General features: G+C 35.8%; 19 protein-coding genes. 10 read left to right on the top strand and 9 right to left on the bottom strand.

Features of this window, described 5'->3' with window-relative positions; genetic code table 11:
• Positions 1 to 265: 265 nt before the first annotated feature.
• Both trmD and AAEU33_RS08515 read right to left on the bottom strand, forming a co-directional pair.
• The gene (gene trmD, locus AAEU33_RS08520; protein ID WP_345992032.1) at positions 266 to 937 is read right to left on the bottom strand and encodes a tRNA (guanosine(37)-N1)-methyltransferase TrmD; all 672 of its coding nucleotides are present in this window, start codon (positions 935 to 937) and stop codon (positions 266 to 268) included.
• A complete protein-coding gene (locus AAEU33_RS08515; protein WP_345992030.1) occupies positions 934 to 2,196 on the bottom strand; it encodes an NAD(P)/FAD-dependent oxidoreductase in 1,263 nt (420 codons plus the stop codon). The genes trmD and AAEU33_RS08515 overlap by 4 nt, the downstream gene beginning before the upstream one ends.
• A gap of 65 nt (positions 2,197 to 2,261) precedes the next feature.
• On the opposite strand from AAEU33_RS08515, the gene AAEU33_RS08510 reads away from it, so the two are divergent.
• Positions 2,262 to 3,125: a GH25 family lysozyme gene (locus AAEU33_RS08510; protein WP_345992029.1), complete on the top strand. Its 864-nt coding sequence runs from the start codon at positions 2,262 to 2,264 to the stop codon at positions 3,123 to 3,125.
• On the opposite strand, the gene AAEU33_RS08505 is transcribed toward AAEU33_RS08510, so the two are convergent.
• Positions 3,126 to 4,766 carry an alpha/beta fold hydrolase gene (locus AAEU33_RS08505; protein WP_345992027.1) on the bottom strand — a complete coding sequence of 547 codons (1,641 nt, stop codon included), beginning with the start codon at positions 4,764 to 4,766 and terminating at the stop codon, positions 3,126 to 3,128.
• Positions 4,767 to 4,915: 149 nt separating this feature from the next.
• On the opposite strand from AAEU33_RS08505, the gene AAEU33_RS08500 reads away from it, so the two are divergent.
• From AAEU33_RS08500 to AAEU33_RS08490, 3 genes are all read left to right on the top strand, one after another.
• On the top strand, positions 4,916 to 5,782 hold the full coding sequence (locus AAEU33_RS08500; protein WP_345992025.1) for a helix-turn-helix domain-containing protein: 867 nt from the start codon (positions 4,916 to 4,918) through the stop codon (positions 5,780 to 5,782).
• An 89-nt stretch (positions 5,783 to 5,871) separates the two neighbouring features.
• On the top strand, positions 5,872 to 6,594 hold the full coding sequence (locus AAEU33_RS08495; RefSeq protein WP_345992023.1) for a siderophore-interacting protein: 723 nt from the start codon (positions 5,872 to 5,874) through the stop codon (positions 6,592 to 6,594).
• Between the two features lie 113 nt (positions 6,595 to 6,707).
• Complete coding sequence (locus tag AAEU33_RS08490) at positions 6,708 to 8,600, top strand: ABC-F family ATP-binding cassette domain-containing protein (protein WP_345992021.1); 1,893 nt, start codon at positions 6,708 to 6,710, stop codon at positions 8,598 to 8,600.
• A gap of 105 nt (positions 8,601 to 8,705) precedes the next feature.
• Here the strand turns inward: AAEU33_RS08490 and AAEU33_RS08485 are convergent, their stop codons facing one another.
• Entirely contained in the window at positions 8,706 to 9,761 is a 1,056-nt protein-coding gene (locus AAEU33_RS08485; protein ID WP_345992019.1) for a Gfo/Idh/MocA family oxidoreductase, read from the bottom strand.
• 181 nt (positions 9,762 to 9,942) lie between these two features.
• Between AAEU33_RS08485 and AAEU33_RS08480 the strand changes: the two genes are divergently transcribed.
• The 3 genes from AAEU33_RS08480 to AAEU33_RS08470 all read left to right on the top strand — a co-directional run bounded on the left by AAEU33_RS08480 (position 9,943) and on the right by AAEU33_RS08470 (position 13,503).
• A complete protein-coding gene (locus AAEU33_RS08480) occupies positions 9,943 to 12,135 on the top strand; it encodes a TonB-dependent receptor (RefSeq protein ID WP_345992017.1) in 2,193 nt (730 codons plus the stop codon).
• 97 nt (positions 12,136 to 12,232) lie between these two features.
• Positions 12,233 to 12,748 carry a hypothetical protein gene (locus AAEU33_RS08475; protein ID WP_345992015.1) on the top strand — a complete coding sequence of 172 codons (516 nt, stop codon included), beginning with the start codon at positions 12,233 to 12,235 and terminating at the stop codon, positions 12,746 to 12,748.
• 161 nt (positions 12,749 to 12,909) lie between these two features.
• The gene (locus AAEU33_RS08470) at positions 12,910 to 13,503 is read left to right on the top strand and encodes a hypothetical protein (RefSeq protein ID WP_172280422.1); all 594 of its coding nucleotides are present in this window, start codon (positions 12,910 to 12,912) and stop codon (positions 13,501 to 13,503) included.
• Positions 13,504 to 13,605: 102 nt separating this feature from the next.
• On the opposite strand, the gene AAEU33_RS08465 is transcribed toward AAEU33_RS08470, so the two are convergent.
• Entirely contained in the window at positions 13,606 to 14,241 is a 636-nt protein-coding gene (locus tag AAEU33_RS08465; protein ID WP_172280423.1) for a peroxiredoxin, read from the bottom strand.
• Positions 14,242 to 14,338: 97 nt separating this feature from the next.
• Between AAEU33_RS08465 and AAEU33_RS08460 the strand changes: the two genes are divergently transcribed.
• Positions 14,339 to 15,229, top strand: a complete 891-nt coding sequence (locus AAEU33_RS08460) for a mechanosensitive ion channel family protein (RefSeq protein WP_345992014.1) — start codon at positions 14,339 to 14,341, stop codon at positions 15,227 to 15,229.
• Between the two features lie 55 nt (positions 15,230 to 15,284).
• Here AAEU33_RS08460 and sucC read toward each other — a convergent pair whose 3' ends face one another.
• The 4 genes from sucC to AAEU33_RS08440 form a co-directional block, all read right to left on the bottom strand.
• Positions 15,285 to 16,475 (bottom strand): ADP-forming succinate--CoA ligase subunit beta, encoded by a 1,191-nt coding sequence (sucC, locus tag AAEU33_RS08455; RefSeq protein WP_076390839.1) that lies wholly within the window; start codon positions 16,473 to 16,475, stop codon positions 15,285 to 15,287.
• A 130-nt stretch (positions 16,476 to 16,605) separates the two neighbouring features.
• Positions 16,606 to 17,883, bottom strand: coding sequence for a chloride channel protein (locus tag AAEU33_RS08450; RefSeq protein ID WP_345992012.1), 1,278 nt, complete (start codon positions 17,881 to 17,883; stop codon positions 16,606 to 16,608).
• Between the two features lie 5 nt (positions 17,884 to 17,888).
• Positions 17,889 to 18,275, bottom strand: coding sequence for a DUF423 domain-containing protein (locus tag AAEU33_RS08445; RefSeq protein WP_172280429.1), 387 nt, complete (start codon positions 18,273 to 18,275; stop codon positions 17,889 to 17,891).
• 196 nt (positions 18,276 to 18,471) lie between these two features.
• The gene (locus AAEU33_RS08440; protein WP_345992010.1) at positions 18,472 to 19,800 is read right to left on the bottom strand and encodes a hydroxymethylglutaryl-CoA reductase, degradative; all 1,329 of its coding nucleotides are present in this window, start codon (positions 19,798 to 19,800) and stop codon (positions 18,472 to 18,474) included.
• Positions 19,801 to 19,946: 146 nt separating this feature from the next.
• Between AAEU33_RS08440 and AAEU33_RS08435 the strand changes: the two genes are divergently transcribed.
• The gene (locus tag AAEU33_RS08435; protein WP_345992008.1) at positions 19,947 to 21,206 is read left to right on the top strand and encodes a putative DNA modification/repair radical SAM protein; all 1,260 of its coding nucleotides are present in this window, start codon (positions 19,947 to 19,949) and stop codon (positions 21,204 to 21,206) included.
• 103 nt (positions 21,207 to 21,309) lie between these two features.
• Positions 21,310 to 22,068, top strand: coding sequence for a TIGR03915 family putative DNA repair protein (locus tag AAEU33_RS08430; RefSeq protein ID WP_273649410.1), 759 nt, complete (start codon positions 21,310 to 21,312; stop codon positions 22,066 to 22,068).
• Positions 22,069 to 22,072: the final 4 nt, after the last annotated feature.

The following is a 22,072-nucleotide window of genomic DNA, read 5'->3' as shown; positions in this document are numbered from 1 at the left end:
GATTTTGTCCTAAAAAGAATTTTTTTTCAAACAGTTTAATCAAATCGATATAATATATTAAAACTTTTAACAAATTCGTTTTAAAATCGTACAAAACAAAATCAAAACAGCAAATAATACTTAATATTAATTAAAAACAACTATAAAAACATAATAGTTGTTATTTTATTATTCTGCTTTCTATAGCAATTATTATTCCATTTTTATATGAAATTGCAAAAAAAGAAAAAAAAAGAGGTCGAAATTTACAAATATGATCAATAAATTATAGCAAGTCAGGACGTTTCTCTTTTGTTATTCTTACGGCTTCTTCATGTCTCCATTCTTCTATTTGCTTAAAATTTCCGCTTAACAAAACCTTGGGAACCTCCAATCCTTTATAATTTTCCGGTCTTGTATAAATCGGAGGTGAAAGAAGATCATCCTGAAAACTATCCGTTAAAGCACTCTGCTCATCGTTAAGCACTCCCGGAATCAGCCTGATGATAGAGTCTGCCAAGACACACGCTGCAAGTTCTCCGCCGGTTAGAACATAATCTCCGATTGAAATCTCTTTGGTAACATGCAGATCTCTTACTCTTTGATCGATTCCTTTATAATGTCCGCAAATAAAAATCAGGTTATTTTTTATAGAAAGGGAGTTTGCAATTTTCTGATTAAGGGTAACCCCATCAGGGGTAAGATAGATCACATCATCATAACTTCTCTCTGATTTAAGTTGGGAGATGCATTTATCCAATGGCTCAACCATCATTACCATACCGGCTCCCCCCCCATAAGGCTCATCATCGATTTGCCTGTGTTTGTTTATTGCCCATTCTCTCAGATGGTGAAAATGTACTTCTACTAACCCTTTTTCCATTGCTCTTCTCAAAATAGAAGTCTGAAATGGACTTTCCATCAACTCAGGAAGTACGCTTATAATATCAATTCTCATTGTAATGTTCCATTTTTCTTAGTAGGTGAAATAATGAGCCTCAGGGACGAATCTTTATTAAAATAGCTCCACATCCAATTGAAAAATACCGCCAGCTTATTTCTTACACTTAAAATAAGCATTAAGTGTAAAAACATCCAGAAATACCATGCCAGGAACCCCTGAAATTTAATAAATGGTAAATCTACTACTGCCCGATGTTTTCCAATGGTTGCCAAAGAACCCTTATCTTTATACTCGTATTCTTTCCACTCACTTTCATTGCTTTTCAAAAGATTTTTACCCAGATTTTTTGCCTGATTTATCGCTACATTCGCAACCTGAGGGTGACCATGCGGATATTTAGGCGTTTCCATATAAGCAATATCTCCGATCGCAAAAATATTATCGTATCCTTTAACTCTGTTATATCGATCTACTATATATCTGTTTCTGATTAATTTTTCTTCAGGAAATCCTTCTACTACATTTCCCGTAACACCTGCAGCCCAGATCACATTGTTCGAAGGGATTTCTTTTCCACTTTTCATCATTACCTTATCTCCGTTATATTCGGTAACAACCTCTCCACTTAGAAAAGTTACCCCCAGGTCCTTAAGGTATTTTTCAGATTTATCCTGAGCCTCGTCACTCATTACTGCAAGTGGTTTTTCCGTCGAACTGACCAGAATAATTTTAAGCTGGTCAAAATTCATGTAAGGATAATCCCTCGGCAGGATTTCTTTTTTCATTTCAGCAAAGGCTCCAGCCAGCTCTACACCGGTGGGACCACTACCTACAATAACAATGTTCCAGTTTCCATCGTCGCTTCTGCTTTTCTCAAGAATTAGTTTCTCAAAAGTCATTAAGACATGATTTCTGATACTAATCGCTTCCTGAGTATTTTTCATTCCAAAAGCTTTACCCTCCAGATCTTTGTTCCCAAAGAAATTAGTCTTACAGCCTGTTGCGATAATTAATTTATCATAACGAAACTCTGCTTCATCGGTAATCACTTTATTCTGAGAAGGATCGATCTCTTTAACATCTGTCAAACGAAACTGAATATTTCTGGATCTCTGGAAAATTTTCCTGAACGGAAAGGAAATATTGGAAGGTTCAATCCTTCCACACGCTACCTGATAAAAAAGCGGCTGAAACATATGATGGTTTACCCTGTCGAGAACAATTACTTTTTTATTTTTATTGTTCAGTGTTTTCGCAAGTTGTAGCCCCGCAAAACCTCCTCCGATGATGATGATCTTTTCGCGTGTTTCCATAGTATACAAATTTACAGATTTTATTTAGCATTTTACTTGTTAAAAAGTTAGTTTTGCAAAACTTTATGACGAAAAAAAAGTACACCAAAAAAGCGGCCAAAAACATTCATAATAAAAGACGGAAAAACTATTTATTTCGTCGAAAGATTTTATTGGCTATTCTTATCGTAGCACTTATTGGCACAGGTTTTTACCTTAAACAATCCATCAGTTACTATTATGCTTTGTACTTTAATAAGTTTACCCATAAAAAGCTTCATAATAATGAAAAGGAAACTCTAAGAATTCAAAAAATCCTCACTGATAATCTCGATAAAACATACGGATTCGATATTTCCCATTATCAAAATAAAGAAGATATCAAATGGGATAGTTTAAGCATTGGAAACAAAACCATTCCGTTGGAATTTGTGGTTATGAGGGCTACCATGGGAAATAAAAATGCTGATAAACATTTTGATGAATTCTGGTCCCAGGCCAAAAAGCATGAGCTTATAAGAGGCGCATATCACTTTTACAGAGCAGATGAAGACCCTATTATTCAGGCTAATAACTTTCTTGCCAATGTAAAGCTGGAAACCGGAGACCTCCCTCCTATTCTGGACATTGAAAAAATTCCAAAACGAAAAACCAATAAAAAACTGGTTGAAGACCTTAAGGTATGGTGCAAAATCATAGAAGAGACATATGGTACAAAACCCATTATCTATACTTACTACCATTATTATAAAGATTTTCTGAAAGGTGAATTCGACGGATATCCTCTGTGGCTGGCTAATTATAATGATGTACCCACTCCGTCTCCTGATGACACATGGGATTTCTGGCAATTTACTGAAAACGGAATCGTCCACGGAATCAATACTAAAGTTGACCTGGATATGTACAACGGTAGTTCCTGGTCTTTGAAAAGAATGACATTGGATTAATTATTCCCCCAAAAACTTCATCATATCTTCATTCAGCTGTTGAGCTTCTTCAAACGGCACAAAATGGGTTGCATTTTTGTATATCCTCAGTTTTGCGTTCGGAATTTCTCTGGCGATCAATTCGGTATGGTCTTTTTTTATCACATCATTTTCACCCGCTATAACCAACACGGGATTATGGATTTTATGTAAAGATCCTGTACTGATGTTAGGTTCCTTGAGCATAATCTTTAAAATCCTGGTCTGATTAAACTTTTGAGGATTATTTTCAATTTCTAAAACCTGAAGTTCTGTTTTCATATGGTCTACAAGACGCTTATCTACACCATCAGGCTGAATGTTAGCTCCGATAATCACTAATTTGTTAACACGTTCGGGATATTTCAGAACAAACTCCAGGGCTGTATTCCCGCCATCACTCCAGCCTGCTATATGTATCTTTTCAAATCCTAAATGATCAATCACCATTTTAAGGTCATCGGCAAATCCCGAATAAGTCAAATCTTTTTTCGATGAATCTGTACTTTTTCCCTGACCCCTCGTATCTAAAGCAATAACTTTGTAATGCTTGGAAAGAACAGGAATCTGCTGATAAAAATCTTTAATACTTCCTGAATTTCCATGCAGCAATACCAGGGGTTCTCCTTCACCATATACCTCATAGTATAAATCTGCATTTTTCACTTTAACTATTTTACCTATGTCCTGATTTTTACCATAACCTGATTGATCTGCCTCACCAACATATTTGCTAAGGTCGGGAATCAGATCAGCAAGACTCTCATCCTCCAATTGTTCTTCCATATTTTTTCCTGTTTTATCTACTTTTACATCGATATTTATCGCAGGAGCAGCTAAGGTTACTTTTTGCCATTCCCCGTAAAACTTCCTCAGGAAGCCTGTTCTGAAGAGAGCTGCACTGATATTCACTTTACCTTTAAACTCCTGTAAAAACTGAATTCCTATAAAAAATTTACCCTGTACCCAAATATTACGATCATCAACACTCAATATATATGTTCCGGATTGTATCATATCTTCTGTAAGCTTTACTGTAATCTCTTCATTGAGGATGTTCTTGTCCGGAAAACCATTCTTTTCACTATAAATACTATAACGCATTAACACCGGCCTGTCGGAAACATAGCTTGCAATATTCAGGTTGATATTCTTTATTTTTGATCTTTTGTTTGCATTAAATTCCAATGCTGTTTCACCCAGAAAGTCTTCCTTTTTAAATTGTGGATTTACAGAGTACATGACACTTTTCGTCTTTGTATTGACACCCCAGTTTTTATCTACTAACTTTTTAGGGGACAATTTCACTTCCTGGATATGCTGTACTTTTTCCTTTAAAAAAATCTTTTGTGTACTGTTTTTTATAAAATCCTGAAAACCTATTGTATAACTATCATATCCCGGAACTTCTATCCTTATCTTTCCTGAAGTATTCGCCTTGGAAAGGTCAATAGAAAAATTACCTTTCTCATCGGAAATTACACCTATATTTTCTTTTTCAACTCCTATTTTAACATATGGAATAGGCCGGTTTTCGTCTCTCGAAAGGACAGTTCCTGAAATTATCTGGGCATTAGCAAACTCCACACAGAATAGGAACAATAAGAAATTAAGTTTTTTCATGGTAAAGGTTTGACACAAAAATCTTTATTTACAGGATTAAAAGCTCATAACATATTATTAAATTTTATCTTTGTTTAGTTAAATTTTTCAAAAGTAATACGATAAGCTATCGCAGTAAGACCTTATTAGCTTTTATTTTATAATTCAACATGAGACAGACAATTCCCACCTACGATCTCAGTACAATCTCCGATCATGGTTTTATTGTAGAAAGAATCACGGACCGAATCAATAGTTCGGAGGATAATCTTTTAGATAAAGGAATCCACAGGGATAGTCATTATATCTTTACATTTCTCCAAACCGGACATGTAAAAATGATGGTGGATTTTAAAATCATTGAGGCTAAAAACGGACATATTTACTGTGTTTTACCTGGTCAGGTCCATCAGGGGCTTCTTATGAATAATGCTTGTGGATGGTTCATTGCTTTAAACGTTGACCTGGTTCCTGACTTTGTCCGCTCAGCTTTTGAAGAATATCTCGTGGATATTATGCCTTTGCCTGTAAGCAATTCCGAGTCTGAAAAATTCAACAAATTGGCTCAGGTTCTTTTTGAGTCATGCACAGAAGAGATGATGGCCACAAAAGAAAATTTCTTTATCATAAAATCTTTGCTTAATGCTTATACCGGAATGTTTGCATCTCACTTTCTGAATGAATGCTCTCATGAAAAACAAAAAGAAAACAGAACATTGGAGCTGGCCAGACAATTCAGGATCCTGGTAAGAAAAAATTTCATTACACAGAAAAGCGCATCTGGGTATGCAGAAATCATGAACATTTCACCAGGATATTTGACTGAGGTAATCAGCAAGGCAACAGGAAAATCTCCATCATACTGGATTCAACAGGAAGTTTTGATAGAAGCTAAAAGATTATTGTTTTTCACCAATTGCACGGTTAAAGAAATAGCCTATCAGCTGGGATATAATGATCATACGTACTTTTCACGTCTCTTTTCCAGATCGGAAGGAGGCTCTCCATTATCTTTCCGTAATAAAAGCAAAAAGTAATTCGTAAACCACGAATAGTCCAATCAATTCCATAAAATGGCCATTGATATTTTTGTCATTTGCAGCTTCCTTTGCAATAAAATATCATTATGTCTAGTTTACCAAAATGGATCAACGACGCTGTTGAAAATCTATTACCATCAAAATTTAAAGACTGTACCGTTACAAGAACTACCTATATTTCAGATGATCTTAAACAGATAACTTTTGAAACCGACCTTTCAGATGTTTACTTTGAACCTGCATATGCGGTAGGCTTCCGTATCAATGACCGGGATTTCAGAAACTATTCCCCTTTTCATTTTGATAAAGAAAAAGGAAATTTTGATATCCTTTTCCATGTACATGACACCCAAGCTGCAGGATGTCACTTCATCAACCAACTGGCAGCCGGGGATTCTCTTAAAATGATTATACCCCGTGGAAAAAGATTCTTTGATCATGAGGCTAAAATTCATTTTTCAATTGGAGATGAGACTTCCCTGGGAAGTTCAATTGCCATCAGGGAAGCCGCAGAAAAAACTTCAAAATCCTTTGTATGCCTGCATGAGCTTGAAGATCCTTTAAGCCTCGAAAAACTTGATTTATACGGCTACTATACTTCTAAAAACAACTGGATGGCAATATTAAATCAAATCAATGAATTTCTCCACGAAGAGCGAAAAGCCATTGAAAACCAAGAAGTCACGTTTTATTTGACAGGAAACGGAAAAACGATGTCTTTTTTACGCAGATATCTGAAAGAAAAAGGTGTTCATTCCACCAATTTAAGATCACAGGCTTATTGGATCGAAGGTAAAAAAGGATTATAAATTAGCAAACAAAATCTGTCAGCCCATTACCTCATTCAAAAAACCAAAGAAAATATTTTATCCGGTAAAACCTTCAATATTTCGTATTTTCGCGCTACGAAATCTTTATAGAAATGAATTACGTTGCTGCTGAAAACCTTACCAAATCTTACGGACTAAAAGTTTTATTCAAAAATATTTCTTTCAATATTAATGAAGGAGACAAAATAGCCATTGTTGCTAAAAACGGAACTGGAAAATCTACCCTGCTCAAGATCCTTATGGGAAAAGAAATTGCAGATAGTGGAAATGTAATTATCAATAAAGATATACAGGTTGTTTTATTTGACCAGGAAATTGATTATGATCCGAAACTTACCATTGAGGAATTCATGATGACCCTTGATTCAGCTCCTATCACAGCGCTTAAAAATTATCATCAGTCACTCCACTCAACGGACCTTGATTTTATCGAAAAGGCTCTTGCGGATATGGAGGCCCATAAAGCCTGGGATCTGGAAAATGAGATGAAACAAATCCTTTCCCAACTTAAGATCACAAATCTCGAAGCCAGGATGGGAACACTTTCCGGAGGACAGATCAAGCGCGTTGCACTTGCCAAGCTTTTAACGGAAACCAGGGCAGAACATCGTCATACATTACTGATAATGGACGAGCCAACCAACCATTTGGATGTGGAAATGGTAGAGTGGCTTGAAAACTATCTTAATAAAGCCAAGATTACTTTACTGCTCGTAACCCACGACCGTTATTTCCTTGATAGTGTCTGCGGTATTATCTGGGAGATGGAAGACGGAAACCTTTATTTCCATAATGGTTCTTATGCTACCTATCTGGAAAATAAGATGATCAGAGAGGATAATCTTAATGCTACCATTGACAAGGCTAATAATCTTTACAGAAAAGAGCTGGAGTGGATGCGAAGACAGCCTAAAGCAAGAACCACGAAATCTAAAAGCAGAATTGATGCCTTTTACGAAACTGAAAAAGTAGCAAAAACAGACACTTCAAAACAAGGTCTGGAATTGGATTTTGAAATGAAACGCCTTGGGAATAAAATTCTAGAATTAAAGAATATAGATAAAAGTTTTGGTGAGAAGGTTTTACTAAAAGATTTTAGTTATTCTTTCCAACGTGGGGAGAAAGTTGGAATCGTAGGTAAAAACGGAGCGGGAAAATCTACTCTTTTAAATATTATCCAGGGGCTTGAAAAAGCAGATAAAGGAGAAATAGAAACAGGGGAAACCATTTCTTTTGGTTATTTTTCTCAAAAAGGGCTCACTTACAAAGAAGATGAGAGAGTCATTGACTTTATTAAAGAAATTGCCGAGTTCTATCCTTTAGCCAACGGAAAAAGTCTTTCGGCATCCCAGTTTTTAAGGTTGTTTTTATTTGATGATCAAACGCAATATTCTCCTATTTCAAAATTATCCGGTGGGGAAAAAAGAAGATTGCACCTGATGTATATCCTGTATCAGAATCCTAATTTTTTGATTTTTGATGAGCCTACGAATGATCTTGATCTTCCAACATTAACAGTCCTTGAAAACTTCCTTCAACAGTTCCAGGGATCTTTGATTATAGTTTCCCACGACAGATATTTCATGGACAGAATTGTAGATCATGTTTTGGCTTTTGAAGGCAATGGAAAAATCAGAGATTTTGTAGGGACCTTCTCAGAATACAGGGAAGCCAGAAGTCGCGAGGAAGCATTAGAAAAAAATACGGCTGTAAAGACTGAGCCGGTTAAGGAAACTGTTTCTGTAGTGGAAAATACACCACCTTCCAGTACGAAACGAAAATTAAGTTTCAAAGAGCAGAGGGAACTAGACACGATTGAAAAAGAAATGCCTGAACTTGAAGAACAGCGCTCCAAAATTCTAGACAAACTTAACAATGAAGTAGATTATGAGAAAATAGCTAAGCTTTCTTCAGAGTTGGAAACGGTTTCAGAAAAACTGGAAAACCATGAAATGAGATGGCTGGAACTTCAGGAGCTCCTTTAAAATAGAAACGATGATTTATGAATGAGTTCAAAGAGTTAGAGAGTAGGATAATTTTAGTGTTAAAGAATATCAACCATAAACTCTGAGCTCATTCATAATTGATCTTTATAGTTTAATTACTTTTTCTTCTTTTGCACTTTCTAAAGAAGCATCAATGATTTTCATATTCTGAATGACTTCTTTTCCAGGAGATGGCAATGCATATCCAAACACGATATGTTCGTAAATCTGCTGATAGTAATTCATATAATTTCCAGCTTCACTTGAGGTAAGCACTCTTTCTGTTTCTGAATGATCATTCAAAAAGTTTAAAATTCCATCCGCTTCTTTCAAAGGTTGTGTCCAGTCTTTTCCGTATGTGGGGATAGCACCTGCTACCAATTCATTTTCCTGATTATCGGTTCTCTCCTGCAGGAAAGTTCCCCGGTCTCCATGAATGGTATAGGCATAATGACCTTCTTTACTGAAAACAGAAGATTTAAGCCTTACTCTTAAAGCATCTTTATAAAATAACAGAATCTCAAAATAATCGTTGGCAAACGTCGCTCCTTTCATAGAAAATACATCTGCAAAAAGTTTTTCAGGATATCCAAAATATTGTACAGCCTGATCTACCAGATGAGCTCCTAAATCATGAAGTGACCCGGCTCCCAATTGATCGGGGCTTTCTTTATGTTGTTTTCCGCTGGGTGTAGTCCGGAACCGGTCAAAACGAATCTCAACCTCTTTAATGTTTCCTAATTTTCCTTCACCCAGAATTTTTTGAACCTGTAAAAAATCCCGGTCAAATCTTCGGTTTTGATATACACTAAGAAACAGTCCTTTTTCCTCAGCCAGTTGTACCAGTTCTTCAGCTTCAGAAACATTTACGGTAAAAGGTTTTTCCACAATAATGTTCCTACCCGCTTCCAATGCTTTTTTGGCATATTCATAATGTGTCTGAACCGGTGTATTGATAATGACCAGCTCTACATCTGCATGCTGAAGCATTTCTTCCACAGAACGGTAAATGGTTGCTTCCGGATATCTATCCTTCGACTCTTCTTTACTTCTTTCAACCACAGCAGCAATAAAAAATCCCGGATGCTCCTTCAAAAAGGGTGCATGGAAAATTTTTCCACTCATTCCAAAGGCACAAAGCCCTGCTTTTACCAATTGCATATTATAATTTTTAACAAATATATTCATAAAAACTTCTCTATTCCCCAATCTAAAGGAACTATAGAAATAATCCATCTCACCAAGTCGGAAAATATGATTAAAATCATAAAACTATTTTTATCTATTCTAAACAAATACTTACATTTGCGGCTTATTTAAAACTGTTCTATATAAAAATAAAATGAAAAGACAATTACTTTCTTTAGGTCTTCTATTTATTGCTATTTCAGTGAGTTCACAGATGAAAAATGCTGAAGCAGATACCATCAGAATTCAAACCATTGAGGACATCAATCTTCATAAAACAGGAAATCCTAACCAGGCAAGAACATTATCTACAAAATCAAACCTGACAGTAATGGAAAATCCTCAGCCCATAGCTATTGTAACTCATGAAATTATTGAGCAGCAACAGGCAAAGCAGCTAAGTGATGTTATTAAAAATGTGAATGGTATTTATTTGACATCTGCAAGAGGAGGATCTCAGGATAGCTTTGGAGGAAGAGGTTTTATATTTGGAAATGATAATATCTTCAAAAATGGAGCAAGAGTAAACAGTGGAGTTTTTCCTGAAGTAAGTGGACTTGAAAGAGTTGAAGTTTTAAAAGGTGCAAATGCTATGTTATATGGTAATGTAGGGCCAGGTGGAATTGTAAACCTTATAACTAAAAAACCAAGATTTGAATTTGGTGGATCTGTCGGATTAAACGGTGGAAGCTGGAATTCTTATAAACCTGTATTTGACATTTATGGACCTTTAAGCCAAAAGGTAGCCTTCAGAGTCAATGGAACTTATGAATATGCCGAAAGTTTCAGAGATATGGTAGAATCTAAAAAGCATTATTTCAACCCGTCTTTTGTTTTTAATTTGAGTGAAAACACACAACTAATTGTAGAGGTTGATTATTTATATCATAATTTCACTCCTGATTTTGGAATTGGAAGTGTTACTGATAAAACCACTGGAATATCCAGATTAGCTACTGAAGTTGACCGCAGGAGTTTTTTAGGTGCCAACTGGCAATATCAAACCAACCAACAAGCCACTACAGACGTTGTTTTAAACCATCAATTGAACAGTAAATGGAGTCTAAATGCAGTTGCTTCCTACCAGAATTATACAAAAGATTATTTTTCAACAGAAAGAATTCAATGGCAGTATGAATCTGCAAAAGGAAATTTTGACCCATCCTGGAACAGAACTTTGGGAAGAAATTATACTGAACAAAATTACACTTCATTACAAGTTAACCTAAATGGAGAGTTTAAAACCGGAAATATTATCCATAAGGTTCTATTTGGAGCAGATGGAGACTATGGTTTAGCTGATACTTATGCTTACAACTTTACTAATCCTACCAGCATTAACTATGGAACATTATATTTAAATAATTCTTCCTCATGGTCTAATGAAGGTGTTATGCCTGAAACTTATAGATCATCAAGAAACAGAATAGCGACGAAAAGATTTGGTCTTTATGCACAAGACTTGATCAGCCTCAGCAAAGAGTTTAAAGTATTGGCAGGAATAAGATGGTCTTATTTAAAAAATGAAGATACAGAAGTAAAAGATTTCTTAAAAGGAACAGAAACGCCTACAGTAAACAGCGGTTTACAAGCTCATGCCTTATCGCCAAAAGTAGGATTAATCTATAATCCTAATGATAATTTATCTGTTTTTGCAACGTATACTAATTCATTCTCACCTAATTCAGGGTTTGATGTAAACAATCAATCTTTAAAAGCATCAACAATTGATCAATACGAAGTAGGGGTTAAGAAAAATTTATGGAACAATGCTATCGCTGTAAACTTAACAGCTTATCAAATAAATAACAGGGATGCTTACACATCTCCATATCTTGCAGATAATAAGGTGGCATTATATAAAGTATATGCCGGCAATATAAGAAGTAGGGGTGTTGAATTGGATATCACAGGAAACCCAACAAAATACCTGTCTTTAATAGGAGGTATTTCTTACAATAATACTGTGTATACAAAAACTCCAGATAACGGATTTGTTGAAGATCAAAGATTGGTAAGAACTCCTGCCCTTACAGCAAATGCGTCTATTTTTTATACCTTCACGGATTTTGCAAAAGGTCTGAAGCTAGGAGCTACAGCATTCTATACCGGAAAAAGACAAGCAGGCTGGAATGATGTAAAAGGGCAATTACAACAAACAAGAATGATTGATATTAACGAATTCACGACGGTTGATATAAGTGTCGGTTACAGTTGGAATAAATTCTCTATACAAGGTAAAGTGGGCAATCTTTTTGATGTCGTAAACTACAATGTTCATGAGAATTATTCAGTGAATCCGATCACACCTAGAAACTATTATTTTACATTGACATACAGACTCTAGAATTCTTAATATAAAAATTCTTTCAATAAAAGTGGGAACTGCATTTTTGCAGTTTCCACTTTTGAAATTAAAAAAAATAAAAGCAAAACAATAAAATATGGATAAAATAAAAGATACCAGAAGTTTCATGAGGATTACGCATCGTTATTTAGGATACTTCCTAGCGGGAATTATGGCTGTTTATGCGATAAGCGGTGTATTGCTGGTTTACAGGGACACAGACTTTTTAAAAAAGGAGAAAAATTACGACAAAATTGTAGCTAAAAACCTTTCTGAAAAGGAATTGGGAAAAGAATTAAAAATTAAAAACTTAGAAATCGAAAATAGAATCGGAAACATCGCATATTTCAAACAGGGAGCCTATAACCTGACAACCGGAGAGGCAAAGTACGTAAAAAAAGAGCTGCCATTTGTCCTGGATAAAATGACAAAACTTCATAAATCCCAGTCAAAAGAGACACTATCTCCTCTTAACACTTTTTTTGGAATTGCCCTATTCTTCTTTGTGATCTCAAGCTTCTGGATGTTTAATCCAAAAACAAAAGCATTCAAACGCGGAATGCTTTTTACTGCTGTAGGACTGGTTGTTTCCATTATATTACTTCTTGTCTAAAATTATATTTTATTCAATAAAACAAGGAAATTAATTTGATTTTCATTTTTCTTAATTTAACATTATTTTAGTAAAATTAGCTAAAAATGAGTACTATGGCACATTTATTGATTTTCACCACCCATAGAATAAATAAGCATTAATTATTAAAATTATAAATTATGAAAAAACTAATTTTAGCAGGAATAGTAGCGGTAGCAGGATTAACAACAACAGCCAATGCTCAGATTCAAAAAGGTAACTGGATGGTTGGTAGTAGTATTGTAGCTAGTAATTTTGGTCTTAATACGGGAGGAGGATACAACATCTCTTTACAACCGAAAGCGGCTTATTTCATTGAAGATAACGTAGCACTTGGGGGATATGTTGATTTAGGATTTAACAAAGTTGCAAAAGGATCACCTACAAACTTTGTGTACAAAGTAGGAGCTTTAGGTCGTTACTATGTATCACCAGGTGAAAAAGGTATAGATAATCTTTTACATCACGGACGTTGGTTCTTCGAAGGTAACGTTGGTATTGGAGGAACGTCTACCGAAGGAGGAAACTCTACCACTGGGTTAGATTTCGGTGCAGGTCCGGGATACTCTTACTTCATTACACCTAACATCGGTGTTGAAGGACTTGTTAAATACAATGGTGTTGCAGGTTTCGGTAAAAACGGTTTAACTTCTACCCTTACCTTCAACGTAGGATTTAGTATTTTCTTACCTACATCTAAAGGAAAACAAATCATAAACGACGTTAAAAACTAGTCGTTAAGAAAATTATTTTTCTTGAAAAAGATAAAAGCGCCTCGAATAATTTCGAGGCGCTTTTCGTACAAATTAAAACTAAACTATAAAAAATCAAATAAATCATGTATTCGGTTGAGGCGTATATCTTAAATACGGCTTTATTTCTGTAACGCCTTTAGGAAAAATTTCCCGAGCTTCTTCTGTTGATATAGACGGTGGAATAATGACATCTTCTCCATTTTTCCAGTTTACAGGGGTAGCCACTTTATGGGAATCCACCAATTGAAGAGAGTCGAGAACCCTTATAATTTCATTAAAATTCCTTCCCGTAGAAGCAGGATAAGTTATAATTAAACGTACTTTTTTATCCGGATCAATGATAAGCAAAGAGCGTACGGTTGCAGTTGCTGAAGCATTAGGATGGATGAAATCATACAATTCCGAAATTTTCCTGTCTTTATCTGCAATAATAGGAAATTGCACATCCGTATTTTGAGTTTCATTAATATCCCGGATCCAGTTCTGATGGTCTTCTACTCCATCTACACTCAATGCAATTACTTTGGTTTTCCTTGCCTCAAATTCGGACTTTAGCTTTGATGTAAAGCCAAGCTCCGTAGTGCAAACCGGAGTATAATCTGCAGGGTGCGAGAATAAAATTCCCCAGGAATCTCCCAGATAATTATAAAAGTCAAGATCACCGGCAGTAGTTTCTGCCTGAAAATTGGGTGCGGTATCTCCTAGTTTGATTGACATAAGATTATCGTTTATTAGTCTACAAATTTAGTAGACTTTTTGAAACTGGCAAAATTTTTGATGAAAAATTACATATTAAATTAAAAAAAATTAATACATGGAAAAAATTGGTTTAAGCTATGTTGAAGTGGTCTACAGAGTTCTACAAAGCTGGTATTTAAAATTTGCAGAACTGACCCCTAAATTGATTGTGGGCGTACTGGTTTTTTCTTTCTTCTTATTTTCAAGTAAATATTTAAGTAAACTTGCTGTAAAGCTCTTTCATAAATTATTTCCTAAAAGTGAAAAAGAAAGTTCATTGGTAACTTTACTGGCCGTATTCCGGTTTATCATTATGCTAATGGGTAGTTTTATTGCATTAGAAATAATGGGATTCAGCAGTTTTCTATGGAAATTCATCGGAAGTCTGGGAGTTGCGGGGGTTATCGCCGGGGTTGCTTTAAAGGATCTGGTGTCCAGTATATTTTCAGGAATGCTTATTGGAATCGATAAAGCCTTTAAAGTAGGTGATTATGTATCTATCGGGAATAATTCAGGGACAGTACAGGAAATTGGTTTTCTGACAACAAAGATTATAACCGATGACGGTAAAAAGGTTTATATTCCCAATCAGGTCATTTTTAATTCTCCTTTTTCAAATATCACTGCTTCTCCGCAGAGAAGAATAATCCTAAATTTTGAAATTCCGGCTGATGAAGATATCAACAAGGCGCAAATGGGAATTCTGGAAGTAATAAAAGGATTAGAATATGTGGACAAACTGGATACTGCTGAGGTTGTATTTACCGATCTTAAACAAGGCATATTCAATTTACAGGCTAAATTCTGGATGACCATCGGGGCCAACATTACCCGCGTAAAGAGTGATGCATATATGAAGATCAAGCAACGTCTTGATTCGGATAACATCCTGTTAGTAACCCCGACCAGCATCAATATTACAGGAGGAGAAAGCAATGGCAGTCCTACATCAAATCAGGACAAATAGAAAATAAAAAAACCGCTTTTTCAAGCGGTTTTAATTTTTATAATAAGTAGCTAGCTTATGCTAATACTTCTTTTACTTTGTTAGCAGCTTCCTCTAAAGTAATTGCAGAGTGTACCGGAAGACCAGACTCGTCAATTAATTTCTTAGCTTCAACTGCATTGGTTCCCTGTAATCTCACGATCAATGGAACTGGTAAGCTTCCCATCGCTTTGTAAGCATCTACAACACCCTGAGCTACTCTATCACATCTTACGATACCTCCGAAGATGTTGATTAAGATTGCTTTTACGTTCGGATCTCTTAAGATAATTCCGAAAGCAGTCTGTACTCTCTGAGCATCAGCAGTTCCTCCAACGTCAAGGAAGTTAGCAGGATTACCACCTGATAATTTAATGATATCCATAGTCGCCATCGCAAGACCCGCACCGTTTACCATACAAGCAACATTACCATCTAATTTTACGAAGTTAAGACCAGCTTCACCAGCTTCAACATCCATTGGATCTTCTTCTCTGGTATCTCTTAGCTCAGCTAAATCTTTGTGACGGAACAATGAGTTGTCATCTAAAGTTACTTTAGCATCTACTGCGATAATTTTATTATCAGAAGTTTTTAAAACAGGGTTAATTTCGAAAAGAGAAGCATCAATTCCTGTATATGCGTTGTAAAGAGAACCGATGAATTTTACAAATTCTTTAAAAGCATTTCCTTCAAGACCTAAGTTGAAAGCAATCTTTCTAGCCTGGAAACCTTGAAGACCTAAAGCAGGATCAATGATTTCTTTGTGAATTAAATGAGGTGTTACTTCAGCAACATGCTCGATATCCATACCACCTTCAGTAGAATATACGATTGTATTTTTACCTTCAGCTCTGTCTAATAAAATAGAAACATAGAATTCTTTAGTTTCTGTTTCACCCGGATAATATACATCCTCTGCAACCAAAACAGAATTTACTTTTTTACCCTCAGCAGAAGTTTGTGGAGTTACCAACTGCATTCCGATGATGTTCTGAGCGTTTTCTTTAAGCTTATCCATGTTTGGAGAGAACTTTACACCACCACCTTTACCACGACCCCCTGCGTGGATCTGAGCTTTTACTACCCACCCTTGAGCGCCAGTTTCAGCAGTTAGTTTTTCAGCAGCAGCTACAGCTTCATCTACGTTGTTTGCAACGAAACCACGTTGGATAGCTACTCCATACTTTGATAAAATCTCTTTTGATTGATACTCGTGAAGATTCATATTATTTTTATTATTTTATTTTAAATTATAAAGGTTGACAAATTTACTAAAAAGACATGGAAGTTCAAGATTCTAAGTCCAAAAATTAAATGGTAAGCACCTTGATTTTTAACAGGTCCTGATATTTTCTTTATTCTTCGGTTATTTTTTCTGATTGAGATCCTATAAAAGGGATTTTCGGAGCCAGAAAATATCCTGTTAAACTCGCAAAAAGTATCGGAACAAAATAAGTAAATCCTGTTAAAGTCCCAAGAATAATAGTTGTACTCATAGGCGTCCTGGTTACACAAGCATTAATTGCAGCCATACAGCTTACAATTGCCAGTGTGGTATCTACTGATGGAAAAAGATGATGTATGATCAGCCCCAAAGTAGTTCCCACAAAAAACAAAGGGATAATGAACCCTCCTCTCCAGCCCGAGGTCACTGTGATTGCTATCGCTAATATTTTAAAGACCAGAATTAAAAGTAAAAAGTTCAGAGAAAAATCCCCTCCGATCAGCTCATTAACTTCATGGTGTCCGAAGTATCTGGTAATGGGAAAGTAAAACGCAATAATACCCAAAACAATTCCACCTACTAATGTTTTTACATAGATGGGAAAGTTTCTGTACTCGAAGACTTTTTTGAAAAACTTAACTACAAAAATAAACAGCCATCCTACAAATGTTGCAACAACAGCAAACATACAAGCGTACATAAAATCGTAAACTCCGGAATAGTGATACGCTTTCAGGTTCCATGTAGCACCTATCCCGAGATGAATAATCAATGCGAACATTACATAGCTGAAACAGCTTGCGACCAATGCAGGAATTATTGCTTTATAATATTCAACAGCATGCTTATGATGTAAAATTTCAAGTGAAAAAAGACTTCCACCGAGTGGTGCACCAAATAATGCAGTGAAACCGGATGCCATCCCTGCAATACTTAAAGACCTCAATTCCTCGCCCTTCAATCTGAAAATCTTCCCTAGCCAGGTTCCTGTAGATCCCGTCACCTGAACCAGGGGAGCTTCAGGCCCCAAACTACCTCCTGAAGCGACACAAAAAAGCGACGACAAGATCATAGAAGGGTTATTTTTAGGATCGAGCTTTCCTTTATTAAATCTGATATTATTAACAATCAGATGAATTTCACCCGGATCACCGATGAAGTGAATAACCAGACCGGCTAATAATCCGCAAACGGCCATTGTTGGAATCACCATCCCACCTTGATACTGAGCTAAAATGTCAGTACAATATTCCAATACAATCCAATACAGTCCGGCAATGACTCCACCTACCAATCCGGTAAAAGCCCACATAAAAAATGTCCGGCTGAATACAAATGGATTAAATCTGATGGGCTGATCTAAAAGATTAAACGTTCTGATTAACCTTCGCCTTCTGTTGATTTTCATTGCGCTTAGATCCTATTTTTAGCAAAATAAAGAATAAGCATTCCCCAGCTAAGGATCATTAACAGGCCTCCGAGTGGAGTAATCGGTCCCAGGAATTTCAGGTTAGCTCCCAAATAGTCCTGCAAACTCAGGAAGTATATACTAAATGAAAACAACATTGTTCCTGCAATCATCAAAATAGAAACCCATTTTTCTGAAGAGGTTTCAAATTTCAAAATGAATCCAATGATCAACAGAAAGAAAGCAGCATACATTTGATATCTTACTCCTGTTTCAAAACTTTCCAGCCTTTCAACTGACAATATTTTCTTTAAAGCGTGCGCTCCGAACGCACCTAAAATAACCGATAACATGCCATAAACGGCACCAAATACTAAAGTAATTGTTTTCATTATATCAATTTATGAGATCAGATCTTCAATTAATCTGTCTTATTTATAGTTTAAAATTTTAAACACCAAAGACAAAGCTCCGATAGCTATTAACATCCAGGCCATATTTTTACTCCTTGCAAAACCGGGGTTCCTGGTTATTTTCAGAAAAATCCCGAAAACTAAAATAAATGCTGACAATATGATTCCAAACATATTATTGGGCTCTCATTCTGTTAAACTCTGTGATAACCTCATGATGGGTAACTGTTTTGTCTTTGAAATAGATAACAAAATGTTGCTTTTCCTCTTCTGTTGCTCCCATCTGATTCAGAATATTCAATAAATGCATCTTCATATGTCCTTTCTGAATTCCCGTGGTCACTAACGAACGTAGTGCCCCGAAATTCTGTGCTAATCCTGAAACAGCAAGTATACTCATTAACTCCTGAGCAGATGGCTTACCAAGAAGAGCTAATGAAAACTTGACTAACGGATGGAGGTTAGTCAGTCCGCCAACAACGCCTACAGATATAGGAAGATCGATCCAAAATCTGAAAATTCCGTTATCAGTGGTGCAATGAGTCAAAGACCTGTACTGACCATCTTTTGCAGCGTAAGCGTGTGCACAGGCTTCTGTTGCTCTGAAGTCGTTTCCCGTAGCAATTACCACCGCATCCACTCCATTCATAATTCCTTTATTATGTGTGGTTGCACGGAACGGCTCAATTTCAGCAATCGTTACAGCCTGTTTGAATTTTCTGGCAAATTCTTCGTTGGAAATCCCGCTATCATCTTTAAGATCATCAATTTTACAAGAAACCTCAGCACGAACCACACAGTCGGGAGTAAAGTTGGAGAGAATATTCATTACGATCTGTAAAGAATCTTTTTCCTCTTTGGTAAAGTCTTCTTCTTTAGCAACTTCTTCTTTCAATGTTTTCCCAAATTGCTCCAGACAAGAATTTATAAAATTGGCTCCCATTGAATCCACTGTATCAAAACTTGCCTTCAATTGGAAGTAATGAGCCATATCAGTAGTCTTATCCACCAGCTTAATATCCAAAATTCCACCACCACGATTTCTCATGTTAGCGGTTATTGCTTCCGTAGCCTCCAATAGTTTTTTCTTTAATTTAAAATTAAAAAAATGCAATAGTTTATGAGATTCTCCATTAAAAATGAAGTGAGTATGCCCCAATTTTTCTGTATTAATAATGGTCGTTTTAAAACCTCCTTTATCGATCCAGAATTTGGCAGCCTTAGATGCAGCAGCCACTACAGAACTTTCTTCAACAGCCATCGGCAAAGCCACCAGTTTCCCATCTATTAAAAAATTTGGTGCTATTCCGTAAGGCATATAAAAATTAGAGATCGTATTTTCCGAAAATTCATCATGAAGCTTCTGAAGTTCTGTATTATCGTTCCAGTATTGCTTTAATATTTTTTGATATTCCTGATCGCCGTCAAGATATTCATTGACTAGCCAGTCTATTTTCCCCTGTTTGGTCAATTTGGAAAAACCTTCAATCGGTTGATGATTCATAGTATAACTTTAAAGAACCGTAAATATACTGATTTTGATACTTTATTCTGTTGATAACTTTATGTTAAAAAGGGTGACATTTCTCAATTTTGGAATTACTTTTGAATTAAAATTCACAGAGTTAAATCGTCCTTATATTATAACATATGAACTTTGACCGCCTAAAAGAAAAACTCGAAATCCTTGCTGACGCAGCGAAATATGATGTTTCCTGCTCTTCCAGCGGAGGAACACGAAAAAATAAAAAAGGTGCTTTGGGAGACAGTTCCATAAGCGGGATTTGTCATACCTATACAGAAGACGGACGATGTGTCTCTTTGCTTAAAGTTCTTTTGACCAATCATTGTATTTATGATTGTGCATACTGTGTTTCAAGAAGCTCCAATGATATCAAAAGGGCAGCTTTTACGGTGGAAGAAGTAGTGGATCTTACCATTAACTTTTATCGGAGAAATTATATAGAAGGGCTTTTTTTAAGTTCAGGCATTTTTAAAAATGCTGACACGACCATGGAACGTCTGGTGAGAGTTGCAAAAAAATTACGACTTGAAGAAAATTTCAATGGATATATTCACTTAAAATCCATTCCTGGAGCAAGCGATGAATTAATGCAGGAAGCAGCACTCTATGCGGACCGTCTGTCTGTCAATCTTGAAATTCCAACCGAAAGCGGACTCAAGCTACTCGCTCCTGAAAAAAACAGGGCCGACATGATCAGTCCTATGCGTTATATTCAGAAAGGAATCTCCCAATATAATGATGAAAAGAAGATCTTCCGGAAGGTTCCGAAATTTGCACCAGCCGGTCAGTCGACCCAAATGATCGTAGGAGCTACCAATGAAAATGATCTTCAGATTATAAAAGTCGCGGATCATTTTTATAAAAATTATAACCTTAAAAGAGTCTATTATTCAGGGTATGTACCGGTACTGGAAGACAAAAGATTGCCTTCATTAACTACTGAAGTCCCAATGCTTAGAGAAAACAGATTGTATCAATCGGACTGGCTCATGAGGTTTTACGGCTTTAAAGCAGAAGAAATTTTAGATCCCAATCTTCCTTTTCTCGATCTTGAAATTGACCCCAAATTAAGCTGGGCATTAAGACATCTTGATCAATTCCCTGTCAATCTCCAGACAGCTGACTATCAAATGATTCTTCGAATTCCGGGAATTGGTGTAAAAACAGCTAAAAAAATAGTACAGGCAAGGCGTTTTCAGATTTTAAACATGGATCATCTTAAGAAATTAGGAGCAGCTGTAAACAGAGCAAAATACTTTATTGACTTCAATGCAGGAAATGGCTTTTTGAAATATTTAACGAATCAAAATTTAAAAAAATTATTGATTGGAGGAAGCTCGTCGAAATTTCATAATCAATTTTCACAGCAACTTACCTTGTTTTAAAGAACAATGATTTTCTCCCTGTTCAAAGGCAAACTGTGATGAAAATCTCTAAAAAGTTTATAAATTTTACATCTCTATATTATTAAACTGCCATATAAAATAAATGACTACCCTACTCTACGACGGAAGCTTTGACGGACTTTTAACCGCAGTGTTTGAAGTATTCGAATACCGTTATAAAGACGTTGAAATTTTCGGCAAAAATCAATATCATCAGGAAAATATTTTTGCAGAAACCCACGAAGTAGTCACTCAGACAGAAAAAGCAGAAAGAGTTTTTAAGAAGCTGGAAGAGAACATAGGGAGATCCGGAATCCATCAATTGCTGAAAGTTTTTCTATCAGAAGATCCGGAATCAGAAAGAATTATCCTTTCAGCCATACAATTATCTGTACAACATCCTCATGAAAATATTCTTCAGAATTATGCGGATAGTGATATTTTAAAAATATCGAAAATATGTAAATCCGTAGACAGAGAAAGGCATCGGATGACGGCATTTGTAAGGTTTGAGAAAATGCAGGATGGCGTTTTCTTTGCAAAAATAGATCCTGACTTCAACGTTATTCCCCTGATCAGAAAACATTTTAAAGATCGATATCAGGATCAAAAGTGGATGATTTATGACCTCAGAAGAAATTATGGAATTTTGTATGATCTTGAAAATTGTGACTTCTTTTATCCTGATGAAAAACTGGATCTTGATCAATATGAGCAGAAATTCCATGATGAAGAGAGCCAATATCAAAAATTATGGCAACGTTACTTTATAAAAACCAATATTACAGAAAGAAAAAATCTAAAGCTCCATATTCAGCATGTCCCAAAAAGGTACTGGAAGTACCTGACAGAAAAGAGGTAATGTA

Origin of the sequence: Chryseobacterium sp. Chry.R1 (genome assembly GCF_039645525.1) — a bacterium.
Taxonomy (GTDB): Bacteria; Bacteroidota; Bacteroidia; order Flavobacteriales; family Weeksellaceae; genus Chryseobacterium; species Chryseobacterium proteolyticum.
Note: the sequence above shows the minus strand (reverse complement) of the source record. Positions and strands in the feature narration are given on the sequence as shown.

Coding starts and splice junctions, on each gene's coding strand:
- AAEU33_RS08430 (WP_273649410.1), top strand. CDS start 21,310: ATGACTACCCTACTCTACGACGGAAGCTTTGACGGACTTTTAACCGCA.
- sucC (WP_076390839.1), bottom strand. CDS start 16,475: ATGAATCTTCACGAGTATCAATCAAAAGAGATTTTATCAAAGTATGGA.
- AAEU33_RS08445 (WP_172280429.1), bottom strand. CDS start 18,275: ATGAAAACAATTACTTTAGTATTTGGTGCCGTTTATGGCATGTTATCG.
- AAEU33_RS08480 (WP_345992017.1), top strand. CDS start 9,943: ATGAAAAGACAATTACTTTCTTTAGGTCTTCTATTTATTGCTATTTCA.
- AAEU33_RS08435 (WP_345992008.1), top strand. CDS start 19,947: ATGAACTTTGACCGCCTAAAAGAAAAACTCGAAATCCTTGCTGACGCA.
- trmD (WP_345992032.1), bottom strand. CDS start 937: ATGAGAATTGATATTATAAGCGTACTTCCTGAGTTGATGGAAAGTCCA.
- AAEU33_RS08460 (WP_345992014.1), top strand. CDS start 14,339: ATGGAAAAAATTGGTTTAAGCTATGTTGAAGTGGTCTACAGAGTTCTA.
- AAEU33_RS08465 (WP_172280423.1), bottom strand. CDS start 14,241: ATGTCAATCAAACTAGGAGATACCGCACCCAATTTTCAGGCAGAAACT.
- AAEU33_RS08475 (WP_345992015.1), top strand. CDS start 12,233: ATGGATAAAATAAAAGATACCAGAAGTTTCATGAGGATTACGCATCGT.
- AAEU33_RS08515 (WP_345992030.1), bottom strand. CDS start 2,196: ATGGAAACACGCGAAAAGATCATCATCATCGGAGGAGGTTTTGCGGGG.
- AAEU33_RS08510 (WP_345992029.1), top strand. CDS start 2,262: ATGACGAAAAAAAAGTACACCAAAAAAGCGGCCAAAAACATTCATAAT.
- AAEU33_RS08470 (WP_172280422.1), top strand. CDS start 12,910: ATGAAAAAACTAATTTTAGCAGGAATAGTAGCGGTAGCAGGATTAACA.
- AAEU33_RS08485 (WP_345992019.1), bottom strand. CDS start 9,761: ATGCAATTGGTAAAAGCAGGGCTTTGTGCCTTTGGAATGAGTGGAAAA.
- AAEU33_RS08505 (WP_345992027.1), bottom strand. CDS start 4,766: ATGAAAAAACTTAATTTCTTATTGTTCCTATTCTGTGTGGAGTTTGCT.
- AAEU33_RS08450 (WP_345992012.1), bottom strand. CDS start 17,883: ATGAAAATCAACAGAAGGCGAAGGTTAATCAGAACGTTTAATCTTTTA.
- AAEU33_RS08495 (WP_345992023.1), top strand. CDS start 5,872: ATGTCTAGTTTACCAAAATGGATCAACGACGCTGTTGAAAATCTATTA.
- AAEU33_RS08440 (WP_345992010.1), bottom strand. CDS start 19,800: ATGAATCATCAACCGATTGAAGGTTTTTCCAAATTGACCAAACAGGGG.
- AAEU33_RS08500 (WP_345992025.1), top strand. CDS start 4,916: ATGAGACAGACAATTCCCACCTACGATCTCAGTACAATCTCCGATCAT.
- AAEU33_RS08490 (WP_345992021.1), top strand. CDS start 6,708: ATGAATTACGTTGCTGCTGAAAACCTTACCAAATCTTACGGACTAAAA.